This window comes from Curtobacterium sp. MCLR17_032, from assembly GCF_003234795.2.
Lineage (GTDB): Bacteria > Actinomycetota > Actinomycetes > Actinomycetales > Microbacteriaceae > Curtobacterium.
Map to the genome: position 1 here is coordinate 905,867 of NZ_CP126268.1, position 24,585 is coordinate 930,451.

Consider the following 24,585-nt stretch of genomic DNA (forward strand, 5'->3'; position numbering starts at 1 on the left):
GCCCGGGTCGGCCCCGGCGGGCTGCCGCCGGTAGGCTGTCCTCCCGTGGCTCTCACCATCGGAATCGTCGGTCTCCCGAACGTCGGCAAGTCGACCCTGTTCAACGCCCTGACCAAGAACCAGGTGCTCGCGGCCAACTACCCGTTCGCCACCATCGAGCCCAACGTCGGCGTGGTGAACCTGCCCGACCCGCGTCTCGACCAGCTCGCCGAGCTGTTCCACTCCGAGAAGACCGTGCCCGCGCCGGTGTCGTTCGTCGACATCGCCGGCATCGTCAAGGGTGCGAGCGAGGGTGAGGGACTCGGCAACAAGTTCCTCGCGAACATCCGCGAAGCCGACGCCATCGCGCAGGTCGTCCGCGGGTTCACCGACGACGACGTCGTGCACGTGGCGAACAAGGTGTCCCCGAAGGACGACCTCGAGGTCATCAACACCGAGCTGATCCTCGCCGATCTCGAGACCATCGAGAAGGCGCTGCCCCGCTACGAGAAGATGCTCAAGCTGAAGCAGGCGGAGCCCGCCGTCCTCGAGGCGGCGAACGCCGCGAAGGCCGAGCTCGAGAAGGGCGTCCTGCTCTCGGCGAGCAAGGTCGACCTCGAGCCGATCAAGGAACTCGGGCTGCTCAGCGCCAAGCCCTTCATCTTCGTGTTCAACGTGGACGAGGCGATCCTCACCGACGACGCCCGCAAGGCTGAACTCGCCGCCCTCGTCGCACCGGCGCAGGCCGTGTTCCTCGACGCCCAGGTCGAGTCCGAGCTGATCGACCTCGACCCGGAGGACGCCAAGGAGCTCCTCGAGTCGACCGGTCAGACCGAGTCCGGCCTCGACCAGCTCGCGCGCATCGGATTCGAGACCCTCGGGCTGCAGACGTACCTGACGGCAGGCCCGAAGGAATCCCGAGCGTGGACGATCGGCAAGGGGTGGAAGGCTCCCCAGGCTGCTGGCGTCATCCACACGGACTTCGAGAAGGGCTTCATCAAGGCCGAGGTCATCTCGTTCGACGACCTCGTCGCCACCGGCTCGATCGCCGAGGCCCGGTCGCAGGGCAAGGCCCGCATCGAGGGCAAGGAGTACGTCATGCAGGACGGCGACGTGGTGGAGTTCCGCTTCAACAACTGACGCTCCGGCACGTGTCGCGCTCCTAGGATCACAGGCGTGGGGGAACGCGGAGCTGCAGCCGGACGCTCAGACCAGTCGGACGAGTTGCCGACGGTCTTCCGTGCCGTCGCGGAGATCCGTCCTTCGCGATGGCTCCGTCGGCCGAAACGTGTCATCCGCTACGACGCCCGCTGGCCCGACGGCCGTGTCGAGACGGACGTCCACCTCGTCACGCTGATGTACCGCCGCGCTCCCGCGGACTACTCGGTGGTCAAGCGGGTGATGGACGAGCAGTGCCCGGAGACCGGTGCCGGCCCGTGGGTGCTGTACCCGACGGGTGACCTGCTCTGACGTCAGCCTGACCTGACAACTGAGCACTCCTGCCACCCGCGCAGGGCGGCGGTTCGGCTAGAGTGGAAGCAATTGACCCCCTCCCAAGCCTCTCCACGATGCTCAAATGGGAGGGGCCTTTTCGTTCCCGGGGGGATGCGCGTGAAGCCGAGTCTGTCTTGGACTGAGCAGGTTGCCCTTCTCCTCCGACGGGGGCTCGCGATCGGCGACGAGCCAACTTGTCGCCGATTCCTGGCGGCATCGAGCTACTGCCGTTCATCGCGCTACCGAACTGTGGTTGAGGCCGACATGCGCCGCCAGTTGTACACCGCCCGCGCCTCCCACCCGATCCTGTACTGCGTGCTCCACCCCGGTGCCTACCCTCGGCACGAGGGAGGTCGACACGTGAAGTACATCCACTACGACGGCACGGACATCCTCACGGGGGACCGGATCGCCGACGCGGTCGCGGACTACGCGGCGGTGCTCGGGGCGAACACCCGGACGGACACGATCGCGGTGCCGACGGTGGGGGAGGACGGCTCGGTCGAGCGGACGACGATGCTCGTCGGACCGTCGAGCGAGATCGTGGTGCGGCAGGCGCCGGACGACGAACTCGAGCCGGAGGACCCTGCCTTCATCCGCCGCCTCCGGGACGCAGCAGCGCTGTGCGGCGGGCGGCAGCCGGTGAACGCCGACGGCGGGCGACGGTTCGTCGGCGCGGCTGAGGGCGACCGGGAGCACTAGGCCCGCCCAGGACGACGGAACGCCGCCCCCGAAGGGACGGCGTTCCGTTGTGCTGCAGAGGTCAGGCGGCCAGGGCCAACTCCGGAGCCTGCACGGCGCGAGCCTGCAGGATGGTGCGGCTGGCCTCGCCCCGCCAGGAGCGGCCGGGCACGACCCAGCCCGCTTCGCCGTCGACGGCGACGCGGACACCGGGCGTCAGGAACAGCCCGAGGTCGTCGGCCGGCATGCGCACGAGGTACTCGCGCTGCGAGCGGTCCTCGCGGACGGGGAACTCGGCGATGCGGTCGGGGGAGACGGTGGGAGCCGCGATGGCGGTCCCGGTGATGATGGTGCGTTCGTTCGTGGTCATGGTGCTGTCTTTCTTCAGTCATTCGGCGTCGCGCTGGGCCGGACGGACTCCGTGGTCTCGTCGGCCGCAGGAGCGCGGACGCGCACGTCGGCATTCGACGTGCATGCTCGCCAGTCGGGGAGCGGTGGTCTCGCTGGAATGCGACCCAGGGGGATCGGTTCGAGACGGTCGGTGTGCGCGAGTCAGATGGGTTCGCTGCAATGCACCAAAAAACTACAATACGCCACGATCGCCGTTTTGTCCACCTGGCGTCGGCGGAGGCGCTCCGACGACGGACGGGAGGCTCGGTACCAGCTGGTACCGGGCCTCCCGTCCGTCAGGTGGCGGGTCCGCGACCGCTGCCGTTCAGTTCAGCGTCGGGGTGTCCTCCGGCACGACGCCGCCGAGGTAGAGGTCCGCGGCGAGGTCGCGGAGCGCACGCAGGGCGACGCGCTGCGTGAGCGGGCCGTACGAGATGCGGGCGACACCGAGCGCCTGGTACTCGGACGCGGGCAGGGCGCCCGGCAGGCCGATGACGCTGAGCTTGCCGCGGCCGAGGCCCTCGACCAGCTGCTCGACGACCTCGCGCTGGTGGCCGCCCGGGACGAAGACGAGCGGAGCGCCGGCGTCGAGGAAGGCCTTGCCGCGTGCGATGGCGTCCGCGATGCTCTCCTGGATCGGGCGGTCGCCGCCGCGGGCGATGGCGTCGGTGCGGGCGTTCAGCTGGAAGGGGACGCCCTCCTGCTCGGCGGCACGCATGATCGCGGCCACGCGGGTGACGGACTCGTCGAACGGACGCAGACGGTCTTCGACGTTCGCGCCGACCACGCCGATGCCGATCGCGCGGCGGATGGTCTCGGCCGGGTCCTCGTAGCCGTCGTCCAGGTCGGCGGTCACCGGCAGGTCCACGGCGTCGACGACGGTCTTCGCGCCGGCGAGGGCGAGGTCGAGCGACATGCCGCCGTCCTCGTAGCCGTACATCGCGGCGATCGAGTGCCCGGCGGTGGCGATCGCGCGGGTCTCGGGCAGCGCGGCGACGGTCTTCGCGCTGATCGCGTCCCAGACGTTCACGACGCGGAGGATCTCGGGGGCGGAGTGCAGGGACTGGAGGGTGGTCGCCTTCTCGGCGGTGCTCGTGGTCATGTCGCCGACAGTAGGCGGGTGCTGCCGTCAGGGTTCGCGCTGAGCGACAGCCCTCGCGCACCAGCGGCCGAGGACTGTCGCTCAGCGCGAATCCGGGCCCACACGACGCAGGATGACGCGCCGACTCGCCCCGGGCCTCCCGGCCGAGGCATGCTGGGACGCATGGCGAGCGACGAACAGGACCCGGTCGGCACGCTCCGCGGGGTCCGCACGAGCATCAAGTGGACGCGGTACGCGCCCGACGTGCTGCCCCTGTTCGTCGCCGAGATGGACCACGAGGTCGCGCCGGAGATCCGACAGGCCCTGGTCGAGCGGGTGCAGCAGTCGGACCTCGGGTACCTCGACGGGCCCGGGCCGCTCGCTCCCGCGTTCGCCGGGTTCGCCCGCGACCGCTGGGGCTGGGACGTCGACCCGGCGCGCGTGTACCTGGCGACGGACGTCAGCGTGGGGATCGTCGAGACGCTGCGGCTCGCGCTGCCCGACGGCGGGCGGGTCGCGATCACGCCGCCGGTGTACCCGCCGTTCTTCGAGCTCGTCGACGAGGCCCGATGTCAGGTCGAAGAGGTACCGCTCCGTGAGCAGTGGGGTGTCTACCGACTGGACCTGGACGGCCTCGAGCGGGCGTTCGCCGACGGGGTCCGGGTCTTCCTGCTCTGCAACCCGCACAACCCGATCGGTCTGGTGCACGACCGTGCCGACCTCGTCGCGCTGGCGGAACTCGCGGCGCGGTACGACGTCCTGGTCATCAGCGACGAGATCCACGCACCGCTGACCCACCCCGGCGTGCAGTTCACGCCGTTCGCGATGATCGCCGAGCCGCTCGGGGCGCGGAGCGTCTGCGTGACCTCGGCGAGCAAGGGCTGGAACCTGGCCGGTGTGAAGTGCTCCGTCATCGTCGCCGGGGATGCCCGCACCGCCGCGCTCCTCGACACGTTGTGGGAGGAGGTCGCGTGCCGGACGAGCATCCTCGGGCTGCACGCGAACCTGGCGGCGTTCACCCTGGCCGTCGGCTGGCTCGACGACGTCATCGACCGGATCGTCGCGAACGACCGGCTGCTCGCGAAGCTCCTGGCCGAGCACCTGCCCGGTGTCGTCTACGCGCGGCCCCGTGCGGGCTACCTGGCGTGGCTCGACTTCCGGGGGCTCGGGCTCGGCGAGGACCCGGCGGTGCCGCTCCGGGAGCACGCGTTCGTCGCGCTGAACTCGGGGCTGCCGTTCGGGGCCGAGGGCAAGGGGTTCGCCCGGATCAACCTGGCGTGCTCGCCGGAGACTCTGCGCGAGGCGGTGTTCCGCATCGCTGCGGCCTACCCGTCGAGCACGCAGGAGGGGGTCGTCTGGCACGTGGCCTGACAGTTGCGCCGTCAGGCGCACCGAGCGACGGGACGCCGTCCTCCACGATGACGGCCCGGCGCCCGCTCGTCCACAGGCATCGGTGCCGGCGACGACCGGGCCACGGCGAACAGCGATCGTGCTCGTGAGCCCCGCCGAACGAGACACCATCGGACTGTCCAACATCGCTGGACAAACTTGTCCAACCCGCATTGGACTCCTATCGTGAAGCGTGCGGACCTCATCCGCGACCTCCGTCGACGGGCAGATCGACTCGGCGTCCCCTTCGTGCTCCTGCGGCACGGCGGACGACATGACGTCTTCCGCTTCGGCGGTGAACGCATCGAGATCCACGGCACCGGGAGGTCCGGGAGATGCTCGCTCGCGCGATCATCCGCGCGTGTGACGACGGGAAGGACTGACGATGATGACGACACACACCGTGCGCGCACAGCGGGACGGGCGCTACTGGCTCGTCTGGATCGACGGTGCACTGCGGACCCAGGCGCGGCGGCAGAGCGAGATCGAGCCGATGGCGCGCGACTGGCTGGCGAACATGCACGACCGGCCAGCCGTCGACTTCACGGTGCGGATCGAGATCGTGCTGCCCGACTCCGTGCGGGCGCACCTGGACCGCGCGGGCGAACTGCGTGCCGACGCGGACCGCGCTCGGCGGGCAGCCGGACGCGAGACCGCGGCCGCTGCGAAGGAACTCCACGATGCCGGTCTGACGCTCCGCGAGATCGGCCCGCTGTTGGACGTGTCGTACCAGCGGGCGCAGCAGCTGGTGGCCGCCGCCGACTGACAGCTCCGGTCGGAGCTGCGCAGTCGGGACCTGAGCTCAGGCGACCGGAGCGAAGTGGTTGCGACCGATGACGGTCACGTGCAGGTCGACCTCACGCGAGGGCACCTGGTCGGTCAACGAGATCCACTCCCGCGCCACGAAGGCGACCGACGGCCACCGTCGGACCTCGGTCACGGGGAACCCGTCGATGAACACCTGCCACATGCCCTGTTCGCGGACGGCCTGGACCTCGTGCGTCGCCATGCCGTGAGCGTAGCAACGCGACGCACGAGGAACACCCGAGCGCGTCAGGGTGTGACCATGCCGCCGTTCACGTTGAGGGTCTCACCGGCGACGAAGCTCGACTCGTGCGAGGCCAGGAACACGTACGCGGGCGCCAGTTCGGCGGGCTGCGCGGGTCGGCCCATCGGCGACTCGCTGGACCCGAAGTCGGGCAGGGTCTCCGGGTCGACCCCGGCGGACACCTGCAGCACCGACCAGGTCGGCCCGGGAGCGACGACGTTGACCCGGATGCCGCGGCCGATGAGCTGCTGCGCCAGGCCCTTCGAGAAGTTGTTGATCGCGGCCTTCGAGGCGGCGTAGTCCAGACGGTCGGGGGCGGGCTGGTACGCCTCCATCGACGCGGTGGTGATGATCGTCGACCCGGGCTCCAGGTGGGGCAGAGCGGCCTGGACGAGGCGGAAGAGCGAGAGGACGTTGACCGTGAAGGTGTCGACGAGCTGGTCGTCGCTGATGTCGGTGATCTCGGCCTGCCAGTGCTGCTTGCCGGCGCAGGCGACGATCGCGTCGAGCCCGCCGAGTTCGGCGACAGCGCGTTCGACGAGCACGGCGGGGTAGTTCCGGGCGGTCAGGTCGCCGGGGATGGTGACGGCCTTCCGGCCCTCGGCCTCGATCAGGGCGACGATCCGCTGGGCGTCCTCTTCCTCGTCGGGCAGGTAGGCGAGGGCGATGTCCGCACCTTCCCGCGCGTACGCGATGGCGACGGCTGCGCCGATGCCGGAGTCCGCGCCGGTGATCAGTGCGCGGCGCCCGGTGAGCCGTCCGGTGCCGCGGTACGAGTCCTCGCCGTGGTCCGGCTTCGGGTGCATCCGCGACTCCAGGCCCGGTTCCGGCTGCTGCTGCGGCTCGGGGCTGGTGTTGGGGTACCGGGTGGTCGGGTCGCTGAACTCGTACTGGTCGCGGGGCATGCGACGGACGGTACGCGGACCGGCCGGGAGGCCCGTCAAGCGGTGCGCGCTCCGGCCTGGCCCGACAGGTGGCCGCGTCGTCAGAGGTCGAGTGCCATCACCACGTCCGCTCGGACGTAGGGGCTCGGCGGGTGCTCGTCGGCGCCCAGGTGCCGGAACCCGGTCGTCTCGTACAGGTGGATCGCGCTGACGAGGGAACTGTTCGTCTCGAGCAGCACCCGGCGGGCGCCGAGCGTGCGAGCCCGGTCGATCGCGGCGCGGATGAGGCGACGGCCGGTGCCGTGTCCCTGGTGGTCGGGGTCGACGGCCATCTTGACGAGTTCGAACTCGTCGACCCCGTGCGGGGCGAGTCCGACGCACCCGACGACCTCGTTGCCCAGTCGGGCGACGAGGACGACGCCGCCCGGGTCGACGATGTGTTGCACCGGGTCGCCGAGCAGTCGACGGTCCTCGTCCTCGAGGGTGAAGAACGTCGTGATCCACCGCTCGTTGAGCGACTGGAACGCCGCGGCGTCGGCGGCGGTGGACAGGTCCTCGACGACGACCTGGTCGCCGGTGGTGCGGGTGGTGGTGGGCATGGGTCCATCCTCGGGACACGGATGCAGTGCTGTCCAATACTCGTTCGGACGGATCGATACGATCAGTGCATGGATCGTGCACCCGAGGTCGACCTCCGGCAGCTCCGGGCGTTCCTGGCGCTCGCCGACGAGCTGCACTTCGGCCGGGCCGCGGCGGACCTCGGCATCGCGCAGCCGGCCCTGTCGCAGCTCATCCGCCGGGTCGAGGTCGCCCTCGGCGTCGACCTGTTCGCCCGGACCTCCCGGAGCGTCGCCCTCACCCCGGCCGGTCAGGTGCTGCAGGGGCGGGCCCGGTCGCTGCTGGCCCAGGCTCGGCGGGACCTCGACGAGACCGTCCGCGTCGGCCGGGGTGAGGCGGGTCGGCTCGACGTCGGGTTCGTCGTGTCGGCCCTGCCGCTCGGACCGATCGAGCGGGTGCAGCGGTTCCGGCAGCGCTACCCGCTGGTCCGGGTGGAACTGACGGAGGGTTTCTCGTCACGACTCGTCGCGGCCGTGCAGCGTGGGGAGCTCGACCTGGCGGTGGTGCGCGACCCGGACCCGGTCGACGGGGTGCGCTTCGCCCGGTTCCGCAGCGAACCGTTCGTCGCCGCCGTGCCGCGGGACCACCGCTTCGCCGGCCGCTCGTCCGTGCGCGGGCCGGAGCTGCTCGACGACCCGTTCGTGTTCTTCCCCGCCGAGGCCGGCACGCTCGCCACCGAACGGAACACCGCGCCCGTGGCCGACGGCGGTCGACGGCCGCGCATCGTGCAGGAGGCGACGACCTGGGCGACCGTGCTGCACCTGGTCGGTGTCGGCCTCGGCGTCACGGTCCTGCCGGAGAGTGCGGCGCTCGCCGCCCCGGACACCGTGGTGCTCCTGCCGCTCGAGGGCAGCACGCACCGCAGCGAGCTGGTGTGGGCGTCACGGGCGGACGACGACCGAGAGGTCCTCCGCAACTTCGCGGCCGCCGACTGAACGGCGGGCCGGTCCGGTCCGGGCGTCAGCGCATCAGGTTGTCAGGGCCAGCGGCAGCACCGGCGCCCGCTGGTCACCGAGCTCGTCCGGACGCCACGGCCGCGCACCGGTCAGCGCGAGTCCGACCTGCGTGAGCACGAACCCCACGTGCGGTTCGACGTCCGGGTCCCACGGCCCCTCGACACCCAGGCCGAAGGAGCCGAGTTCGTCGTCGGCCTCGTCGCGGATCGTCAGTCGCCAGCGGCCGTCCCCGAGTTCCTCGACGGCGGCCCAGCGTGCCGAGCGGAACCGGTCCGAGCTCACGCCGTCTTCATGATGTCGGCCGTGAAGTTGTGCAGACGTGCCAGCAGCGACTCGGAGCGCATCGCGATCGTCGCCGGCGGGTTGAGGTGCGGCGGCGCGGTGCGGATGAGCATCGGGCACCCGAGGTCCTCGCAGATGTACGAGCCGATCGTGTTGCCGTTCCGTCCGGCTTCCCCGGCGCGCGCGGCCGAGAACAGCCGAACCTGCGTGGCCGGCTGCGGGGAGTGGCAGAACGAGCACATCGCGGCGATGCCCGGGCGGAGGGACCCGCCGGCCGCGCGGACGACGATGCCGACCGGCTTGTCGTCCATCCACGACACCATGTAGCCGCGGCGGGCGGCCTGCGGGTCGCGCCAGCCCAGGAACTCGCGTTCGTTCCACAGGGTCTCGTGCAGCCCCGGGATCGGGAGCTGGGCGAGTTCGTCGGGCATCGCGTTGACGAAGGACGATCGGATGTCGGATTCAGTGAGCGGCTGCACGGTTCCCCTCGCGGTGGCGGACCGGACCAGGCTAGCCCCGTGCGCCGACAGGCGGGCGCAGGGCGGGCCTCCCGTCCGGTTCAGGACAGCCTGGAGGCCCGGACCGCGCCGAGTGCGCCCGTCCCGTCCGCCACCAGGACCGCCCGGCGCAACGCGTCGCGGCCGACCCGACGAGCGGCGGCGTCGTCCGCGGCGAACTCGACGAGGACGCGGGTCGACCGGGCCATCGCCCGCGCTCCCGGCACCCACGGGACGGCACGTTCGACGGACTCGGCGAAGCCGACCACGGCCGTGTGGTGCTGGCGCAGGTGGGCGCGTTCGTGGGCGACCACGGCCTCCAGTTCGTCGGTGCGCAGCTGTTCCGCGAGCCCGGTGCTGACGAGGACCCCGCCGGAGCGGCCGGGGACCGCGCAGGCCAGGGCGGTGTCGGCCTGCAGGACGGCGACCAGGGTGCCGTCGACCTCGCGGTGCGGTGCGGCACCGGTGCGGATCGCCTCGCGGACGGCCTCGTGCTCGGGGCCTGGGCGGACGCGGACGGCGACGGCGAACGCGATGACGGCGAGGACGGCGACCCCGACGTTCAGGCCGTGGCTGGGGGAGTCGTCGATGCCGAACGGGTCGGTCAGCGGCCGGCCGGCGAGGACCACCAGGGCGATCCCGACGACGAAGCCGGCGACCCCGACGACGACGGCTGCCTGCCAAGCGGCGATGGCGGTCAGCGGGCGGTCGATCGTCCAGGCGGCCCGGGTGAGTACCCGTGGGGCGAACGCGACGACGGCGAGGGCGAGGACGACGAGGCAGACGCCGGTGACGACCACGGGGCCGGTCCGGTCAGGGACGCGTTCGGGAGTCGATCGCGCGGCGGAGGACCTCGAGGTCCCCGGAGGCGAGCGAGCCGGTGAACTGCAGGAGCGCTGCCTCACGGTCGGAGGACGCGGCCAGCGCGTTCGCCATGAGGGAGGCGGTGTGGTCCTCCCGCGAGCGCGCGGCGTGGAAGGTGAGCGGGGCGTCGTCGTGCTGCTCGCGGACCACGGTGCCCTTGCGGCCGAGCCGGTCGAGCACGGTGAGGACGGTCGTCAGGGCCGGGCGCGGTTCGTCGAACACCTCGAGGACCTGACGGGCGGTGAGGCCGGCGTCCGCGGTCCAGAGCGCCTCGAGCACCGCCTGCTCGAGCTGCCCACGGGGGCGCGATCGCTGTCCTGCCACGGCGCCACTCTACGTGATGTCGAAGGACTTCCTGGTCGTTGCCCGCAACCGTGACACATGCCCGTAACGCGGGCTCGGTATGCTCGCCGGACAACAGAACACGTACGGCCGACCACCCGCCGCGGGAGAGCCCTGTGACCCGGACGCAGTCCATCCGGGTCTGGGCACCGAAGGAGCAAGCTCCCCGCCAATCTCTCAGGTCCAACACCGCAGCGGGCAGGCCACTCTGAAAAGCAGACACGAGCCGTGGGCGCATCCCACGGAACCGTCGTCTCGCCCACGGTGAAAGCCGCCGGACCTCACGGGCCGCGGTGAAACTCTCAGGCCCATGACAGAGGGGGAGTTCCGCACCCGACGATCGCCGTCGGGCCCTGCCGATGCCAGGAGAACTCCGTCCATGTCTGAACCGCTGCGTTCGTCGCCGCTCGAAGCCGCGCACGAAGCCGCCGGTGCCACGTTCACCGACTTCGCCGGCCACCGCATGCCGGTCCGCTACTCGTCCGACCTCGCCGAACACCACGCGGTGCGCGACGCGGCGGGCGTGTTCGACCTGTCGCACATGGCCGAGATCGGTGTGCAGGGGCCGGACGCCGTCCCGTACCTCGACGCGGCGCTCGCCGGGTCCTTCGGCGCGATGCCGGTCGGCCGGGCCAAGTACTCGCTGCTCCTGACCCCGGACGGCGGGATCCTCGACGACCTGGTCGTGTACCGCACCGGCGACGACGTGTTCCTCGTCGTGGCGAACGCCGGCAACCGGGACGTCGCCGTCCAGGCCATGCAGGAGCGGGCGGCCGGACACGACGTCACCGTCACGGACGACTCCGACCGGACCGCCCTCGTCGCGATCCAGGGTCCGGCGGCCGCAGGCACGCTCGACGACCTTGTCGTCACGGACCGCCTGCAGCCGGAGACCCCGCTCGACGAACTCCGCTACTACCGGGTCCTGCACGCGCTCTTCGACGGCCGCGAGGTCCTCATCGCCCGCACCGGCTACACCGGCGAGGACGGCTTCGAGCTGTACTGCGACACCGACACCGCGCCGGCGATCTGGGACGCCCTGCTCGCCGCCGGTGCCGAGCGCGGGGTCGTGCCCGCCGGACTCGCCGCCCGGGACACCCTCCGGCTCGAAGCGGGCATGCCGCTGTACGGGCACGAGCTCGACACCTCGGTGCGCCCGGCTCAGGCCGGACTCGGTCGGGTCGTCGCCACCTCGGGCTCCTTCGTCGGGGACGCCGGTGTCGAGCCCGCCGCCGACGCCCGCGTGCTCGTCGGCATCACGATGGACGGCCGCCGTGCCGCTCGCGCCGGGTACGCCGTGCTCCGTGACGGTGTCGTCGTCGGCAGCGTCACGTCCGGCGCCCTGTCACCCACGCTCGGCCACCCCGTCGCGATGGCCTTCGTCGACCCGGACTGCGCCGACGGGGGACAGGTCCTCCACATCGACGTCCGCGGTACCGCCATCCCCGGAACCGTCACCGCTCTCCCCTTCTACCGTCGCGCTTCGAGAGGCTGATCCCCATGACCGACCAGACCGCACTGCAGTACACCAAGGACCACGAGTGGATCCTCGTCGAGGGCGACGTCGTCACCGTCGGGATCACCGACCACGCGGCCGAACAGCTCGGTGACGTCGTCTACGTCGAGCTCCCCGCCGTGGGCACCACCACGACCGCCGGCGAACAGCTCGGCGAGATCGAGTCCACCAAGAGCGTCGGCGAGCTCTTCGCGCCGATCGAGGGCGAGGTCGTCGAGGTCAACGACGCCGTCGTCGCGACGCCCGACACCGTCAACCAGGACCCGTTCGGTGCCGGCTGGCTCGTCAAGCTCCGCGTCGAGGGCACGTCCTTCCCCGAGGACCTGATGGACCACGACACCTACCGGGCGTCCATCGCATGACCAGCATCCTGCGGCAGGACGACAACCTGCAGACCACGTTCGCCGACCGGCACATCGGGACGACCCCGGCCGACCAGCGCGCCATGCTCGACGTCGTCGGGCAGCCTTCGCTCGACGCCCTCGTCCGTGCGGCCATCCCGGAGTCCATCCACGCCGCCCCGGTGACCGACTCGTCGATCCCGACCGCGGTGGGGGAGACCGAGGCGCTCGCCGAACTCCGTGCCGTCGCCGGCCGCAACACGGTCCGCCGCGCGATGATCGGCCTGGGCTACGCGGACACCCACACGCCCGCCGTCATCCAGCGGAACGTCCTCGAGAACCCGAGCTGGTACACCGCTTACACGCCGTACCAGCCGGAGATCTCCCAGGGCCGCCTCGAAGCCCTGATCAACTTCCAGACGATGGTGTCCGACCTCACCGGCATGGCCACCGCCGGAGCGTCCATGCTCGACGAGGGCACCGCCGTGGTCGAGGGCATGCTCCTGGCCCGCCGCGCCTCGAAGGTGAAGGGCGACGCGTTCCTGGTGGACGCCGACCTGCTGCCCCAGACGGCGGCACTCCTCGGCCACCGCGCCGACGCGGTCGGCATCGCCCTGCGCGGTTTCGACGCCGCCGACGGCCCCACCGACGAGCAGCTCGACGGCGCGTTCGGCGTCGTCCTGCAGTACCCCGGTGCCTCCGGTCGCATCGTCGACCCCACCCGCACCATCGAGCGCGTCCACGCCGGTGGCGGCATCGCCGTCGTCGCGGCCGACCTGCTCGCGATGACCCTGCTCGCCAGCCCCGGTGACCTGGGCGCCGACGTCGCGGTGGGCACCAGCCAGCGCTTCGGCGTCCCGCTCGGCTTCGGTGGCCCGCACGCCGGGTACCTGGCGGTCCGGGCCGGCCTCGAGCGCCAGCTGCCCGGTCGTCTCGTCGGGGTGTCCTTCGACGCCGACGGCGGCATGGCCTACCGCCTCAGCCTGCAGACCCGCGAGCAGCACATCCGCCGCGAGAAGGCGACGTCGAACATCTGCACCGCGCAGGTGCTCCTCGCCGTGATGGCATCGATGTACGCGGTCTACCACGGGCCCGAGGGGCTGCGCTTCATCGCGCACCGGGTCGCCCGGACGACGACGGCACTCGCCGACGTCGCCCGTGCCGCGGGCGCCGAGGTCGTGCACGACGGCTTCTTCGACACCCTGACGCTCCGGTTCGCCGGCCGCGCCGAGTCCGTCGTCGCCGCCGCACACGACGCCGGGTACCTGCTGCACCTCGTGGACGCCGACACCCTGCAGGTGTCCGTCGACGAGACCACCGTGCCGGAGGACGTCGTCGCCCTGGCCGCCGTCTTCGGTGCCGCGGACGTGACCGTCCCGGGCACCGAGACCGCCGTCCGTGACGCGGGCACGGGCCTGCCTTCCGGCCTCGACCGCGAGAGCGCGTTCCTGACCCACCCGGTCTTCTCCGCGCACCGCAGCGAGACCCGGATGATGCGCTACCTCAAGCACCTGTCCGACAAGGACTACGCGCTCGACCGCGGCATGATCCCGCTCGGCAGCTGCACGATGAAGCTCAACGCGGCGACCGAGATGGCCGCCGTCACCTGGCCCGAGTTCGCCCGCCTGCACCCGTTCGCCCCGCGCGAGGACGTGCAGGGCTACCTCGACATGATCGGCGATCTCGAGACCTGGCTCGCCGAGGTCACCGGGTACGACACCGTGTCGGTCCAGCCGAACGCCGGCAGCCAGGGTGAGCTCGCCGGGCTCCTCGCGATCCGCGGCTACCACCGCTCGCGGGGCGACGAGGCCCGCACGGTCTGCCTCATCCCGTCGAGCGCGCACGGCACGAACGCGGCGTCGGCGGTCCTCGCCGGCATGCGGGTCGTCGTCGTGGCGTGCGACGAGGACGGCAACGTCGACCTCGACGACCTCCGCGCGAAGACCACCGAGCACGCCGACGCCCTCGCCGCGCTGATGATCACGTACCCGTCGACGCACGGCGTGTACGAGCACGACATCACCGCGATCTGCGACGCCGTGCACGATGCCGGCGGCCAGGTCTACGTCGACGGCGCCAACCTCAACGCGCTCCTCGGTCACGCGCGCTTCGGCGACTTCGGCGGGGACGTCTCGCACCTCAACCTGCACAAGACGTTCTGCATCCCGCACGGCGGCGGCGGACCGGGCGTCGGTCCCGTCGCGGCCAAGGGACACCTCGCGCCGTTCCTGCCCGGGCACCCGATGGCGCAGGACGCTGACCGTCGTACCGGTGCGGACGCGAACGCCGACGGCGGTCGTCTGGCCCACGCCGGCGGCCCGGTCTCGGCCGCGCCCTACGGCAGCCCGAGCATCCTGCCGATCACCTGGACCTACGTCCGGATGATGGGCGTCGAGGGGCTCACCCGCGCGACCGAGGTCGCCGTGCTCGGGGCGAACTACCTGGCGGCACGCCTGCGCGAGGCGTTCCCGGTCCTCTACACGGGCGAGTCCGGGCTGGTCGCGCACGAGTGCATCCTCGACCTCCGTCCCCTGCGTGAAGCCACCGGCATCACGGTCGACGACGTCGCGAAGCGCCTCATCGACCACGGCTTCCACGCGCCGACGATGTCGTTCCCGGTCGCGGGCACGCTCATGGTCGAGCCGACCGAGAGCGAAGACCTCGCTGAGCTCGACCGCTTCGTCGACGCGATGCTCGCCATCCGTGCCGAAGCGGACGCCGTCGCCCGGGGTGACTGGCCGACCGAGGACAACCCGCTCGTCAACGCACCGCACACGGCCGCGTCGGTGATCACGGGGGAGTGGCAGCACGCCTACACGCGTGAGCAGGCGGTGTACCCAGCGGCCGGACAGGTCGGCCGGAAGTACTGGCCGCCGGTGCGCCGGATCGACCAGGCGTACGGGGACCGCAACCTCGTCTGCGCCTGCCCGCCGGTGGAGGCGTTCGCGTAGGACGCCAGCTGGCAGGCCGGCAGGCTGGCCAGCAGGTCGGCAGAGCACGACGGACGGGAGGCCCGTGGCGGGATCGCCACGGGCCTCCCGTCCGTCTGTGGTGCGGTCGTCACGACCGACGATCGCGCATCATGCGGGGTGGAGCGCTCCGAACGCAAGCGGTTGCGGACAACACCTGTGGTTCACCCGGGCGTCACCTCCACGCTGCACGGACGTTGATGCAAACGCAACGGATCTGCGGCGCTCGGTCCCAGACGCGGGGATGTTGCAGGATGCCGCAACGATCCTGCAACTTGGTTTCGGGCGTGTAACCGATGGGCCCAGGGTTTGGTCGGTCCTCTCTGCACTGCCTACAGTTCAGGAGTCAAACGTGCCGGGAGGGACCTCTGTGCCCGGCGCGTCCCATGCACCAGGAGGAACTCTTGATCAAGAAGCGCGCTGGGCTCACTGCCCTCGCCGTGCTCGGGGCCACAGCAATTGCCCTGACCGGCTGCTCCGGCAACGGTGGCGGAAGCGGCTCGGGCTCCGGCTCCGGCTCCGGTTCGGCCAACGCCGCCGGCATCGTCACCACGAACGGCAGCGAACCGCAGAACCCGCTCATCCCGTCGAACACCACCGAGACCGGTGGCGGCAAGATCATCACGTCGCTGTTCGATGGTCTGTTCACCTACGACGCCGACGGCAAGCCGGTGAAGGAACTCGCCAAGAACGTCGAGACCACCGACTCGAAGACCTTCGACATCACGATCAACTCGGGGTGGAAGTTCACCAACGGCGAGGCGATCACCGCCGAGTCCTTCACGAAGGCGTGGAACTGGGCAGCCCAGAAGTCCAACGCCCAGGGCGCGAGCTACTTCTTCGAGAACATCGAGGGCTACGACGCCGACAAGGACTCCGAGCTCACCGGCCTCAAGGTCAAGAGCGACGACGAGTTCACGGTGACGCTGAAGTCGGCGCAGTCGGACTTCCCGCTGTCGCTCGGCTACAACGCCTTCGTGCCGCTCCCCTCGGTCTTCTACAAGGACACGAAGGCCTTCGGTGAGAACCCGATCGGCAACGGTCCGTACAAGCTCGACGGCAAGAGCGCCTGGACGCACAACCAGGACATCAAGCTCGTCACGAACAAGGACTACCAGGGCAAGCGCAAGCCGAAGAACGGTGGTCTGACGATCACGTTCTACACGTCCCAGGACACTGCGTACTCCGACGCCCAGGGCGGCAACCTCGACGTCCTCGACGCCGTGCCGGACGCCGCGTTCTCGACCTACAAGTCGGACTTCCCCGACTCGAACGTCAACCAGGCCGCCGCGATCTTCCAGGCGATCTACCTGCCCTACTACCTGGACCACTGGAAGGGCGAAGAGGGCAAGCTCCGTCGCGAGGCGGTCTCCCTGTCGATCAACCGCAAGCAGATCACCAACAAGATCTTCCAGGGCACCCGTACCCCGGCCAAGGACTTCACCTCGCCGGTGATCGACGGCTGGACCGCGGACCTCAAGGGCTCCGACGTCCTCGACTACAACAAGTCGGAGGCCAAGAAGCTGTGGAAGCAGGCCGACGACATCTCGCCGTACAACGACACGCTCACCATCGCGTACAACGCTGACGGTGGACACGAGGCCTGGGTCACCGCGGTGACCAACTCGATCTCCAGCACGCTGGGCATCAAGGCCGAGGGCAAGGCCCTCCCGACGTTCGCCGAGGCGCTCGCGCTGCAGACGGACGACAAGCTCACGGGCGGTAGCCGCACCGGTTGGCAGGCCGACTACCCGTCGCTGTACAACTTCCTCGGCCCGACCATGGGCAAGGGCTCGTCGAACAACTACTCGCGCTACGACTCGTCCGAGTACAACGAGCTGCTCGCCAAGGGCCGTTCGGCCTCGTCCGTCGAAGAGGGCAACAAGTTCTTCGACCAGGCTCAGGAGCTGCTGCTCAAGGACCTGCCCGAGATCCCGCTCTGGTACTCCAACGTGACCGGTGTCTGGTCTGCAGACAACGTGAAGAACGTCAAGTTCGGTTGGGACTCCGTCCCGCTGTACTACGACGTCGAGGTCACCAAGTAACACTCGGTCTCCTCGGAGACACATCGCGGACAGGTATCCTGCTCCGCGGCCAACCGGACGGGGGTTCGGGGACCACGGTCCCCGAGCCCCCGTACCACGGCGGTCAACACCTTCCCCCACGAACGCGGGCGCCGCCGCCCGCACCGGACACCCGTGCCGACCCTCGGACCGTCCACCCCTCACGACATGAACCTGAACGACATGCGCGCTGTGAACCAGGCAGGGATCTGATGCTCTGGTACCTCGGCAAGCGCCTCCTGCAGCTCATCCCCGTCTTCTTCGGGGCCACGTTCCTCATCTACTTCATGGTGTTCTCGTTGCCCGGGGACCCCGTCGCCGCACTGTTCGGCGACCGCCAGCCGTCACCGCAGGTGATCGAGGCGATCCGGCAGCAGTACAACCTCGACAAGCCCTTCTTCGTCCAGTACCTGCTCTGGGTCGGCGGCCTGTTCCGCGGTGACCTCGGCACGACGTTCTCGGGCCTGCCGGTCAGCCAGCAGCTCGCAGCGGCGTTCCCGATCACCGCGCGCCTGGCGATCCTGTCGCTCGTCTTCGAGGCCGTCGCCGGCATCGTCGTCGGTGTCATCGCCGGTCTCCGCAAGGGCAAGCTGTTCGACGCGACGGCCCTCGTCGTCTCGCTGCTGCTCATCTCGGTGCCGACCTTCGTCGTCGGGTTCCTGCTGCAGTACGTCCTCGGCATCAACCTCGGGCTGTTCCGCGTGACGGTCTCCGGCCAGGCGCCCTGGTCGGAGCTCGTGCTGCCCGCCATCGTGCTGGCCTCGGTGTCGTTCGCGTACATCGTCCGACTGACCCGCGCGAGCGTCGCCGAGAACATGAGCGCCGACTTCGTGCGGACCGCGACCGCGAAGGGCCTGTCCCGCCGGCGCGTCGTCGGGGTGCACATCTTCCGTAACTCGCTGATCCCGGTCGTGACCTACCTGGGTGTCGACATCGGCAACCTGATGGTCGGCGCGATCGTGACCGAGGGCATCTTCAACATCCACGGTGTGGGTGGCACGGTGTTCCAGGCCGTCAAGCTCGGCGAAGGCCCCACGGTGGTCTCCTTCGTCGCCGTGATGGTCATCATCTTCATGCTCGCCAACCTCCTGGTCGACCTGCTGTACGCCGTCCTGGACCCGAGGATCCGTTATGCCAAGTAACACCGAACCCCGCTCGGCGACGCACTACGTCGCGCCGATCGAGGAGACTCCGCTCCTGGCGGTCGACCAGGTCAACGAGGACGAGAAGACCCGTTCGCTGTGGACCGACGCGTGGGAGTCCATGCGCCGCCGTCCCACGTTCTGGATCTCGTCGATCCTCATCCTGCTGATCATCGTCGTCGCGATCGCACCCGGGCTGTTCACCCACCTGGACCCGCGTGCCGCGAACCTCAACGACAGCAACGAGGGTCCGCGCGCCGGCCACCTGCTCGGCTTCACGCGTCAGGGCTACGACGTGTACGCCCGCGTCATCTGGGGCGCGCAGAACTCGCTCATCGTCGGCCTGCTCGCGACCGTGCTCGTCACGATCGTCGGCATCGTGATCGGTGCCCTCGCCGGGTTCTACGGCGGCTGGCTCGACACGATCGTCTCCCGCATCGGTGACGTGTTCTTCTCGATCCCGACCGTCCTCGGTGCGATCGTCATCATGTCGGTGGTGCCCGCGCGGAACGCCGTGACGGTGTCGCTCGTGCTCGCCGTCTTCGCCTGGCCGCAGATCGCGCGCATCATGCGCGGTGCCGTGCTCAGTGCGAAGCAGGCCGACTACGTGACCGCGTCCGCGGCGCTCGGCGTCAGCCGGTTCACCACGCTGGTGCGCCACGTCATCCCGAACTCGCTGGCACCGGTCATCGTCGTCGCGACGGTCTCGCTCGGCACGTTCATCGTCGCCGAGGCGACCCTGTCGTTCCTCGGCATCGGTCTGCCGCCGTCGGCACTCAGCTGGGGCCTCGACATCGGAGCCGCGCAGTCGTCGATCCGCACCAGCCCGTCGACGATCTTCTGGCCCTCCGCCGCCCTGTCCATCACCGTGCTCGCGTTCCTCCTCCTCGGTGACGTGGTCCGCGACGCACTCGACCCGAAGGCGAGGGCCCGCCGATGAGCGAGACACTCACCTCGCCGAACGCCAAGGCGTCCGGCACCCCCGGCGCCCCGCTGCTGGAGATCACCGACCTGCACGTCGGGTTCAAGACGCAGAGCGGTCTCGTGCAGGCCGTCCGCGGCGTGAACATGACCCTCGAGCAGGGCGAGCGCCTGGCCATCGTGGGGGAGTCCGGTTCGGGCAAGTCCACCAGTGCCCAGGCGATCATCAAGCTGCTCCCCGGCACCGGCCAGATCACCGGCGGCTCGATCAAGCTGAACGGGCGCGAGCTCGTCGGCATGAACGAGAAGCAGATGGCCGAGATCCGCGGCACCGAGATCGGGTACGTCCCCCAGGACCCGATGTCGAACCTCAACCCGCTCTGGAAGATCGGGTTCCAGGTCGAAGAGGCCATCAAGGCGAACGGCATGGCGACCGGCAAGTCCGCGATCCGTGCCCGCGCGATCGAGGTCCTGCAGGAGGCCGGACTCGGTGACGCCGAGAGCCGCCTCAAGCAGTACCCGCACGAGTTCTCCGGCGGCATGCGCCAGCGCGTGCTCATCGGTATCGGTCTGTCGAGCCGCCCGAAGCTGCTCATCGCCGACGAGCCGACCTCGGCCCTCGACGTCACCGTGCAGCGCGTCATCCTCGACCACCTCGAGAGCCTGACGCGTGACTTCGGCACCTCCGTCCTGTTCATCACCCACGACCTCGGCCTCGCCGCCGAGCGCGCGGAGAAGCTCGTGGTGATGTACAAGGGCCAGGTCGTCGAGGCCGGTCCGTCGAAGGAGATCCTGGCGAACCCGCAGCACCCGTACACGCAGCGTCTCGTGGCCGCGGCACCGTCGCTCGCCAGCCGTCGCATCCAGTCGAAGGTGCAGCACCAGTCCGTCGCGATCGCCGACAGCGGCAGCGAGGACGACGAACTCCTGGCCCGCGCCCACGCTCGTGAGAGCGCGCCGGCGAAGGACCTGATCATCGTCAAGGACCTGCAGAAGGTCTACAAGCTGCGTGGTCAGGGCATCGCGACCCGCGAGCTGAAGGCCGTCGACGGCGTCTCGTTCGCGATCCCGAAGGGCACCACCACGGCGCTCGTCGGCGAGTCCGGTTCGGGCAAGTCCACCGTCGCGAAGCTCGTCCTGCAGCTCGAGTCGATCACGTCCGGGTCGGTGCAGTTCGACGGCATCGACATCGGCGCGCTCAAGGGCAAGGACCTGTTCGACTTCCGTCGTCGCGTCCAGCCCGTGTTCCAGGACCCGTACGGCTCGCTGGACCCGATGTACAACGTCGGGAACACGATCGCCGAGCCGCTCAGCACGCACAAGGTCGGCGACAAGGCCTCGCGTCGCGCCCGGGTGCTCGAGCTGCTCGACCAGGTGGCCCTGCCGAAGTCGATGGTCAACCGGTACCCGAGCGAGCTGTCCGGTGGGCAGCGACAGCGCATCGCCGTCGCACGCGCCCTGGCGCTCAAGCCCGAGGTCATCGTCCTCGACGAGGCGGTGTCCGCCCTCGACGTGCTCGTGCAGGGCCAGATCCTGGACCTGCTCACGGAGCTGCAGTCGGAGCTCGGCCTGACCTACCTGTTCATCACCCACGACCTGGCGGTCGTCCGGCTCGTCGCCGACAACGTGTGCGTGATGCGCAAGGGCCAGATCGTCGAGAAGGCGACGACCGACGAGGTCTTCGCCAACCCGCGTGAGCAGTACACGAAGGACCTACTGGCCGCCATCCCCGGCGCCGGCTTCGAGTTCGGTCGCTGACCCGCACCACCAGCGACACACGGAACGCGCCGCCCCGGCTCCGGGACGGCGCGTTCCGTCGTTGCGGGCGGCCGGACGGGAGGCACTGCCCGCGTCGCGCAGGACGGCACTGGTCCGACCTCAGGCTGCGCCGGGGGTGGCGTGCTGCGCCGGGCTGCGCCGGGCTGCGCCGGGGGTGGCGGGCTGCGCCGGGCTCCGTCAGGAGCGGATCAGAGGCGTGCGCCGGCCATGCTGCCGGCGATGCCCAGGACGACGAGGGCGACGACCGCCCAGCCGTGCACGCGGTGGACGATCGGTGCAGCCGTCACGGTCGCCGGGGGAGCGCCGTCGTACTCGAGCGGTGCGGGCACCCGCGCACGCATCTCGTCGGCCGCAGCGGCGACGGTGACCGGCACCGTGCCTCCCGGCCGTTCGAGGGCGAGCCGTGCCGTCGGCCGCGGCGCGATCCAGACCCGCTGCTCACCCTGGTCGGTGACGACCTCGAGGCCGTACTTCGACCGCACGTCCTGCACGCGCCGCCAGGCGAAGCGGGTGGTCCGGCGGACGTCGACCACGACCAGCTCGTCCTCGGTCAGTTCGATGCGCGGACGCCAGAGGACCACCCAGGCGAACCAGGCGGTGAAGAGGGACGGCACCGGCACCAGCAACGCGGCGCGGAGGCCGTTCGTGAGGAGTCCGATGACGACGAGTGCGACCGCCACGACCCAGAGGGCGACGGCGAAGCGTCGGAGGTTCGTCGCGACGATCCGGACGGGCTCGGTCGGCCGGACGGGCACGGTCGGCCGGACGGGCGCGGTCGGTTCGGGCATGGGGGCAAGCCTAGGAGACGGCAGGTGCCCGATCGACGAGAGCGCCTCTCCGGGACCACCCACCGAGCGGACCAGACAGGCCGAGCGCGTACCGGCAGGAGACCCGATGTCCCGGAGAGGCGAACCCGGAGGTCTCAGGGCGTCCATCGTCACCCCGTCGGCCGCTCCTGTCAACGCCTCATTCGACGAGGAGCTCGATCTGGGCCCGGATGACCTCGGCGCGCGGGAAGCGGAGGCCGACCAGGCCGACGTGCCGCCACCGCACCAGGCCGTCCGGACCGATCACGAAGACCGATCGACGGAGTCCCAGCCCGGGCACGTGCACGCCGTAGGCCCGGACGACGTCGCCGGCGACGTCGGAGAGGAGGGGGAACGACAGCGAGGCGTTCCGGGCGAAGCCCTCGTGCGAGTCGAGGCCCTGCGGGCTGATGCCCCAGACCACGGCACCCAGGTCGCGGAAGTCGTCGAGCTCCTGCTGGTACGAGCACAGTTGTGCGGTGCAGACGGGGGTGGCGTCGCCGGGGTAGAAGGCGAGCACCACCGGGCGACCGAGTTCGGCGGTGAGTGCGTACTCTGCGTCGGTGCGCACGCCGTCGCGGACGATCATGCCGGGGAGGGTGAAGTCCGGCGCCGCGGTGCCCGTCTCGGGGATGGCCATGGGGCAACAGTACGGTCCGCGCAGTCGATGTGACGGGGACCGCACCGTCTGTGTCCTGCGAGAGCGCACACCGGCTGGCCGAAGACGCACGGTTCCGGACGCACGGAGGGCCGGACGCAACGCGTCCGGCCCTCGGTGTCTGTCCGTCGGTGGCTACTTGGTGAAGCCGACCTTCGTCCAGTCGATGTTCTGCGCACCCGCGAACGCGCCGTAGTTGGCGAGCTTCGGGTTCTGGGCGACCAGCGCGGGCTTCGCGGTGATCGGCATCGAGTGTCCGATCGACCAGACCTGCTTGTCGATCTTGTTCCAGATGACGTTGGCCTTGTCCGAGTCCGGCTCGGACAGTGCCTGCTTCGTCAGCTTGTCGATCGCATCCGAGCTGACACGGCCGTAGTTCTGGCCGGTCGCACCCGAGGTGTAGATCGTCGCCGAGCTGGAGTGGAAGCCGGTGCCGCCCCACACGAAGATCGTCATGTCGTAGTTGCCCGGGGTGACGTACTGCTCGAAGAAGTCGTCCGTGGCGACCGACTTCAGGGTGAGCTTGACGCCGATCTCCTTCAGCTGCTGCTGCATGACCTGGGCCAGCTGCTGCGAGGTCGGGGCACCGGACGGGATCGTGATGGCGATCGCCAGCTGCTTGCCGCCCTTCGAGCGGTAGGTGCCGTCGGTCTTCCAGCCGTCGTCGTCCAGCAGCTTCTTCGCCTTCTCGACGTCGAAGGTGGCGTTCGGCTTGACGTTCGACTTGTAGCCCTTGTCCGTGGACAGGAACAGGTGGTTGTCGAGCGTGCCGAGCTTGTAGGGCAGCGTGCCGCCGATGACCTGGGCCAGGGCGTCACGGTTCACGGCGTGCTGGATCGCCAGCCGGAGCTGCTTGTCCTTGAGCAGGCCGTTCGTCGAGAAGTCGACGTGCGTGTACTGGGCCGACGTCGACGCGAGGATCTTCGTGTTCTTCGCGTTCTTCACCCGGTCGAAGCGCTCCGACGTCGTCGTGAGGACGGAGTCGATCTCCTTGTTGAGGTACGCGTCCACGTCTGCGTTGCCGTCCAGCGACCGGAAGATCACCTGGTCGAGCTTCGGCTTGTCGCCCCACCAGTTCTCGTCCGGCTTCATGGTGACGGTGCCTGCGGTCTCGTTCAGGTCCGTGATCTTGTACGGACCGGACGACACCGGGACCTTGCCCTTGTAGCCGTTGTTGAACTGGTCCGGCGTGCTGGTCTGGCTGGCCGGGTACAGCGGGCTGAACAGGGACTTCCAGTCCGAGAACGGGGTGGAGAACTTGACCACGACGTCCTTGTCGGTCGCGCCCTTGGTCACGGAGGAGATGTCCTCGTAGCCGGTGGAGCCGGCGATGAGGTAGGCCTTGTCCGTGCCGTTGGTGGTCTTCCACTCGTTCTCGAAGTCACGCCAGGTGATCTCCGAGCCGTCGTTCCACTTGGCCTTGTCGTTGATCGTGTACGAGATCGTGAGCGGGTCGTCGCTCGTGACCTCGGCCTTCGACACGTAGTCGGTGTCCAGGGCGGGGGCGCCCTTGCCGTCGATCGTGTAGACGTACGGCATCGTCGCCTGCTCGATCGTCGCCGCGTCGACGAGCGGGCCGTCGACCTGGTTGTAGTTCCACTGCGAGATCCACTGCTGGATCGGCAGACGGAGCGTGCCACCGTCGGCGAGGTCGGAGACGGGCTTCGGGTTGATCTGTGCCGAGGTCGGCAGGGTCTTCTTGCCCGAGTCGTCGGATCCGGACCCGCCGGATCCACCTGATCCGCCCGAGCAACCGGTCACGGCGAGCGCGATGCCGGCGAGGGCCGCCGTCACTGCGAGGACTTTCCTGTGCTTCATTTCGTTCCCCTCTGGAAGTTGTCGCTGAGCCTAGGGCCCCCGAGCGGGGGCAACGGGCATTTTCCGT

The 24,585-nt window shown here is 70.0% G+C and carries 25 protein-coding genes and 1 riboswitch; of the genes, 13 read left to right on the forward strand and 12 right to left on the reverse strand.

Annotated elements, in window-relative coordinates:
- The first annotated feature begins 45 nt into the window (after positions 1-45).
- The 3 genes from ychF to DEI97_RS04325 all read left to right on the forward strand — a co-directional run bounded on the left by ychF (position 46) and on the right by DEI97_RS04325 (position 2,175).
- The gene (gene ychF / locus DEI97_RS04315) at positions 46-1,119 is read left to right on the forward strand and encodes a redox-regulated ATPase YchF (protein ID WP_111075696.1); all 1,074 of its coding nucleotides are present in this window, start codon (positions 46-48) and stop codon (positions 1,117-1,119) included.
- Between the two features lie 36 nt (positions 1,120-1,155).
- Positions 1,156-1,449 (forward strand): hypothetical protein, encoded by a 294-nt coding sequence (locus tag DEI97_RS04320; RefSeq protein WP_111075695.1) that lies wholly within the window; start codon positions 1,156-1,158, stop codon positions 1,447-1,449.
- A 384-nt stretch (positions 1,450-1,833) separates the two neighbouring features.
- Positions 1,834-2,175, forward strand: a complete 342-nt coding sequence (locus DEI97_RS04325) for a hypothetical protein (protein WP_111075733.1) — start codon at positions 1,834-1,836, stop codon at positions 2,173-2,175.
- A gap of 61 nt (positions 2,176-2,236) precedes the next feature.
- Here the strand turns inward: DEI97_RS04325 and DEI97_RS04330 are convergent, their stop codons facing one another.
- The gene (locus DEI97_RS04330; RefSeq protein ID WP_111075694.1) at positions 2,237-2,524 is read right to left on the reverse strand and encodes a hypothetical protein; all 288 of its coding nucleotides are present in this window, start codon (positions 2,522-2,524) and stop codon (positions 2,237-2,239) included.
- Positions 2,525-2,869: 345 nt separating this feature from the next.
- Positions 2,870-3,646: an isocitrate lyase/PEP mutase family protein gene (locus DEI97_RS04335; RefSeq protein ID WP_111075693.1), complete on the reverse strand. Its 777-nt coding sequence runs from the start codon at positions 3,644-3,646 to the stop codon at positions 2,870-2,872.
- Positions 3,647-3,808: 162 nt separating this feature from the next.
- Here DEI97_RS04335 and DEI97_RS04340 point away from each other — a divergent pair, with 162 nt between their 5' ends.
- Both DEI97_RS04340 and DEI97_RS04345 read left to right on the forward strand, forming a co-directional pair.
- Positions 3,809-4,996, forward strand: a complete 1,188-nt coding sequence (locus DEI97_RS04340) for a MalY/PatB family protein (RefSeq protein WP_258376759.1) — start codon at positions 3,809-3,811, stop codon at positions 4,994-4,996.
- Between the two features lie 406 nt (positions 4,997-5,402).
- Positions 5,403-5,780: a hypothetical protein gene (locus tag DEI97_RS04345; RefSeq protein ID WP_146248196.1), complete on the forward strand. Its 378-nt coding sequence runs from the start codon at positions 5,403-5,405 to the stop codon at positions 5,778-5,780.
- A gap of 36 nt (positions 5,781-5,816) precedes the next feature.
- Here the strand turns inward: DEI97_RS04345 and DEI97_RS04350 are convergent, their stop codons facing one another.
- The 3 genes from DEI97_RS04350 to DEI97_RS04360 all read right to left on the reverse strand — a co-directional run bounded on the left by DEI97_RS04350 (position 5,817) and on the right by DEI97_RS04360 (position 7,545).
- The gene (locus tag DEI97_RS04350; RefSeq protein WP_110823655.1) at positions 5,817-6,023 is read right to left on the reverse strand and encodes a hypothetical protein; all 207 of its coding nucleotides are present in this window, start codon (positions 6,021-6,023) and stop codon (positions 5,817-5,819) included.
- Positions 6,024-6,067: 44 nt separating this feature from the next.
- Entirely contained in the window at positions 6,068-6,967 is a 900-nt protein-coding gene (locus tag DEI97_RS04355; protein WP_111075690.1) for an SDR family oxidoreductase, read from the reverse strand.
- Between the two features lie 80 nt (positions 6,968-7,047).
- Positions 7,048-7,545 (reverse strand): GNAT family N-acetyltransferase, encoded by a 498-nt coding sequence (locus DEI97_RS04360; protein ID WP_111075689.1) that lies wholly within the window; start codon positions 7,543-7,545, stop codon positions 7,048-7,050.
- 69 nt (positions 7,546-7,614) lie between these two features.
- Here DEI97_RS04360 and DEI97_RS04365 point away from each other — a divergent pair, with 69 nt between their 5' ends.
- Positions 7,615-8,499, forward strand: a complete 885-nt coding sequence (locus DEI97_RS04365) for a LysR substrate-binding domain-containing protein (RefSeq protein WP_111075688.1) — start codon at positions 7,615-7,617, stop codon at positions 8,497-8,499.
- A gap of 33 nt (positions 8,500-8,532) precedes the next feature.
- On the opposite strand, the gene DEI97_RS04370 is transcribed toward DEI97_RS04365, so the two are convergent.
- From DEI97_RS04370 to DEI97_RS04385, 4 genes are all read right to left on the reverse strand, one after another.
- Complete coding sequence (locus DEI97_RS04370) at positions 8,533-8,802, reverse strand: hypothetical protein (protein WP_111075687.1); 270 nt, start codon at positions 8,800-8,802, stop codon at positions 8,533-8,535.
- Positions 8,799-9,281, reverse strand: a complete 483-nt coding sequence (locus DEI97_RS04375; RefSeq protein WP_111075686.1) for an FBP domain-containing protein — start codon at positions 9,279-9,281, stop codon at positions 8,799-8,801. The genes DEI97_RS04370 and DEI97_RS04375 overlap by 4 nt, the downstream gene beginning before the upstream one ends.
- Positions 9,282-9,361: 80 nt before the next feature.
- Positions 9,362-10,099, reverse strand: a complete 738-nt coding sequence (locus DEI97_RS04380; RefSeq protein WP_181439315.1) for a M56 family metallopeptidase — start codon at positions 10,097-10,099, stop codon at positions 9,362-9,364.
- A 13-nt stretch (positions 10,100-10,112) separates the two neighbouring features.
- Complete coding sequence (locus tag DEI97_RS04385; RefSeq protein ID WP_111075684.1) at positions 10,113-10,487, reverse strand: BlaI/MecI/CopY family transcriptional regulator; 375 nt, start codon at positions 10,485-10,487, stop codon at positions 10,113-10,115.
- Between the two features lie 112 nt (positions 10,488-10,599).
- Positions 10,600-10,707, forward strand: a riboswitch (glycine riboswitch).
- Between the two features lie 177 nt (positions 10,708-10,884).
- Between DEI97_RS04385 and gcvT the strand changes: the two genes are divergently transcribed.
- The 7 genes from gcvT (at position 10,885) to DEI97_RS04420 (ending at position 21,215) form a co-directional block, all read left to right on the forward strand.
- Complete coding sequence (gene gcvT / locus DEI97_RS04390; protein ID WP_111075683.1) at positions 10,885-12,000, forward strand: glycine cleavage system aminomethyltransferase GcvT; 1,116 nt, start codon at positions 10,885-10,887, stop codon at positions 11,998-12,000.
- Between the two features lie 5 nt (positions 12,001-12,005).
- Positions 12,006-12,383, forward strand: coding sequence for a glycine cleavage system protein GcvH (gene gcvH / locus DEI97_RS04395; protein ID WP_111075682.1), 378 nt, complete (start codon positions 12,006-12,008; stop codon positions 12,381-12,383).
- Positions 12,380-15,313, forward strand: coding sequence for an aminomethyl-transferring glycine dehydrogenase (gcvP, locus tag DEI97_RS04400; protein WP_111075681.1), 2,934 nt, complete (start codon positions 12,380-12,382; stop codon positions 15,311-15,313). Before gcvH ends, gcvP begins: the two co-directional genes overlap by 4 nt.
- 422 nt (positions 15,314-15,735) lie before the next feature.
- Positions 15,736-17,376 carry a peptide ABC transporter substrate-binding protein gene (locus tag DEI97_RS04405; RefSeq protein ID WP_111075732.1) on the forward strand — a complete coding sequence of 547 codons (1,641 nt, stop codon included), beginning with the start codon at positions 15,736-15,738 and terminating at the stop codon, positions 17,374-17,376.
- Positions 17,377-17,606: 230 nt separating this feature from the next.
- The gene (locus tag DEI97_RS04410; RefSeq protein ID WP_111075680.1) at positions 17,607-18,536 is read left to right on the forward strand and encodes an ABC transporter permease; all 930 of its coding nucleotides are present in this window, start codon (positions 17,607-17,609) and stop codon (positions 18,534-18,536) included.
- A complete protein-coding gene (locus DEI97_RS04415) occupies positions 18,526-19,476 on the forward strand; it encodes an ABC transporter permease (RefSeq protein ID WP_111075679.1) in 951 nt (316 codons plus the stop codon). Before DEI97_RS04410 ends, DEI97_RS04415 begins: the two co-directional genes overlap by 11 nt.
- Positions 19,473-21,215 (forward strand): dipeptide ABC transporter ATP-binding protein, encoded by a 1,743-nt coding sequence (locus tag DEI97_RS04420; protein ID WP_111075678.1) that lies wholly within the window; start codon positions 19,473-19,475, stop codon positions 21,213-21,215. The genes DEI97_RS04415 and DEI97_RS04420 overlap by 4 nt, the downstream gene beginning before the upstream one ends.
- A gap of 209 nt (positions 21,216-21,424) precedes the next feature.
- Here DEI97_RS04420 and DEI97_RS04425 read toward each other — a convergent pair whose 3' ends face one another.
- From DEI97_RS04425 to DEI97_RS04435, 3 genes are all read right to left on the reverse strand, one after another.
- On the reverse strand, positions 21,425-22,024 hold the full coding sequence (locus DEI97_RS04425; protein WP_111075677.1) for a PH domain-containing protein: 600 nt from the start codon (positions 22,022-22,024) through the stop codon (positions 21,425-21,427).
- Positions 22,025-22,202: 178 nt separating this feature from the next.
- Positions 22,203-22,682: a peroxiredoxin gene (locus DEI97_RS04430; protein ID WP_111075676.1), complete on the reverse strand. Its 480-nt coding sequence runs from the start codon at positions 22,680-22,682 to the stop codon at positions 22,203-22,205.
- A 153-nt stretch (positions 22,683-22,835) separates the two neighbouring features.
- Positions 22,836-24,518: an ABC transporter family substrate-binding protein gene (locus DEI97_RS04435; RefSeq protein ID WP_111075675.1), complete on the reverse strand. Its 1,683-nt coding sequence runs from the start codon at positions 24,516-24,518 to the stop codon at positions 22,836-22,838.
- Positions 24,519-24,585: the final 67 nt, after the last annotated feature.

What these genes read in the sequence shown, in the direction of transcription:
- DEI97_RS04425 (WP_111075677.1), bottom strand. Translation starts at nt 22,024, where the DNA reads ATGCCCGAACCGACCGCGCCCGTCCGGCCGACCGTGCCCGTCCGGCCG.
- DEI97_RS04345 (WP_146248196.1), top strand. Translation starts at nt 5,403, where the DNA reads ATGACGACACACACCGTGCGCGCACAGCGGGACGGGCGCTACTGGCTC.
- DEI97_RS04420 (WP_111075678.1), top strand. Translation starts at nt 19,473, where the DNA reads ATGAGCGAGACACTCACCTCGCCGAACGCCAAGGCGTCCGGCACCCCC.
- gcvT (WP_111075683.1), top strand. Translation starts at nt 10,885, where the DNA reads ATGTCTGAACCGCTGCGTTCGTCGCCGCTCGAAGCCGCGCACGAAGCC.
- DEI97_RS04435 (WP_111075675.1), bottom strand. Translation starts at nt 24,518, where the DNA reads ATGAAGCACAGGAAAGTCCTCGCAGTGACGGCGGCCCTCGCCGGCATC.
- DEI97_RS04415 (WP_111075679.1), top strand. Translation starts at nt 18,526, where the DNA reads ATGCCAAGTAACACCGAACCCCGCTCGGCGACGCACTACGTCGCGCCG.
- DEI97_RS04355 (WP_111075690.1), bottom strand. Translation starts at nt 6,967, where the DNA reads ATGCCCCGCGACCAGTACGAGTTCAGCGACCCGACCACCCGGTACCCC.
- DEI97_RS04430 (WP_111075676.1), bottom strand. Translation starts at nt 22,682, where the DNA reads ATGGCCATCCCCGAGACGGGCACCGCGGCGCCGGACTTCACCCTCCCC.
- DEI97_RS04360 (WP_111075689.1), bottom strand. Translation starts at nt 7,545, where the DNA reads ATGCCCACCACCACCCGCACCACCGGCGACCAGGTCGTCGTCGAGGAC.
- DEI97_RS04335 (WP_111075693.1), bottom strand. Translation starts at nt 3,646, where the DNA reads ATGACCACGAGCACCGCCGAGAAGGCGACCACCCTCCAGTCCCTGCAC.
- DEI97_RS04340 (WP_258376759.1), top strand. Translation starts at nt 3,809, where the DNA reads ATGGCGAGCGACGAACAGGACCCGGTCGGCACGCTCCGCGGGGTCCGC.
- DEI97_RS04330 (WP_111075694.1), bottom strand. Translation starts at nt 2,524, where the DNA reads ATGACCACGAACGAACGCACCATCATCACCGGGACCGCCATCGCGGCT.
- gcvP (WP_111075681.1), top strand. Translation starts at nt 12,380, where the DNA reads ATGACCAGCATCCTGCGGCAGGACGACAACCTGCAGACCACGTTCGCC.
- DEI97_RS04410 (WP_111075680.1), top strand. Translation starts at nt 17,607, where the DNA reads ATGCTCTGGTACCTCGGCAAGCGCCTCCTGCAGCTCATCCCCGTCTTC.
- gcvH (WP_111075682.1), top strand. Translation starts at nt 12,006, where the DNA reads ATGACCGACCAGACCGCACTGCAGTACACCAAGGACCACGAGTGGATC.
- DEI97_RS04350 (WP_110823655.1), bottom strand. Translation starts at nt 6,023, where the DNA reads ATGGCGACGCACGAGGTCCAGGCCGTCCGCGAACAGGGCATGTGGCAG.
- DEI97_RS04365 (WP_111075688.1), top strand. Translation starts at nt 7,615, where the DNA reads ATGGATCGTGCACCCGAGGTCGACCTCCGGCAGCTCCGGGCGTTCCTG.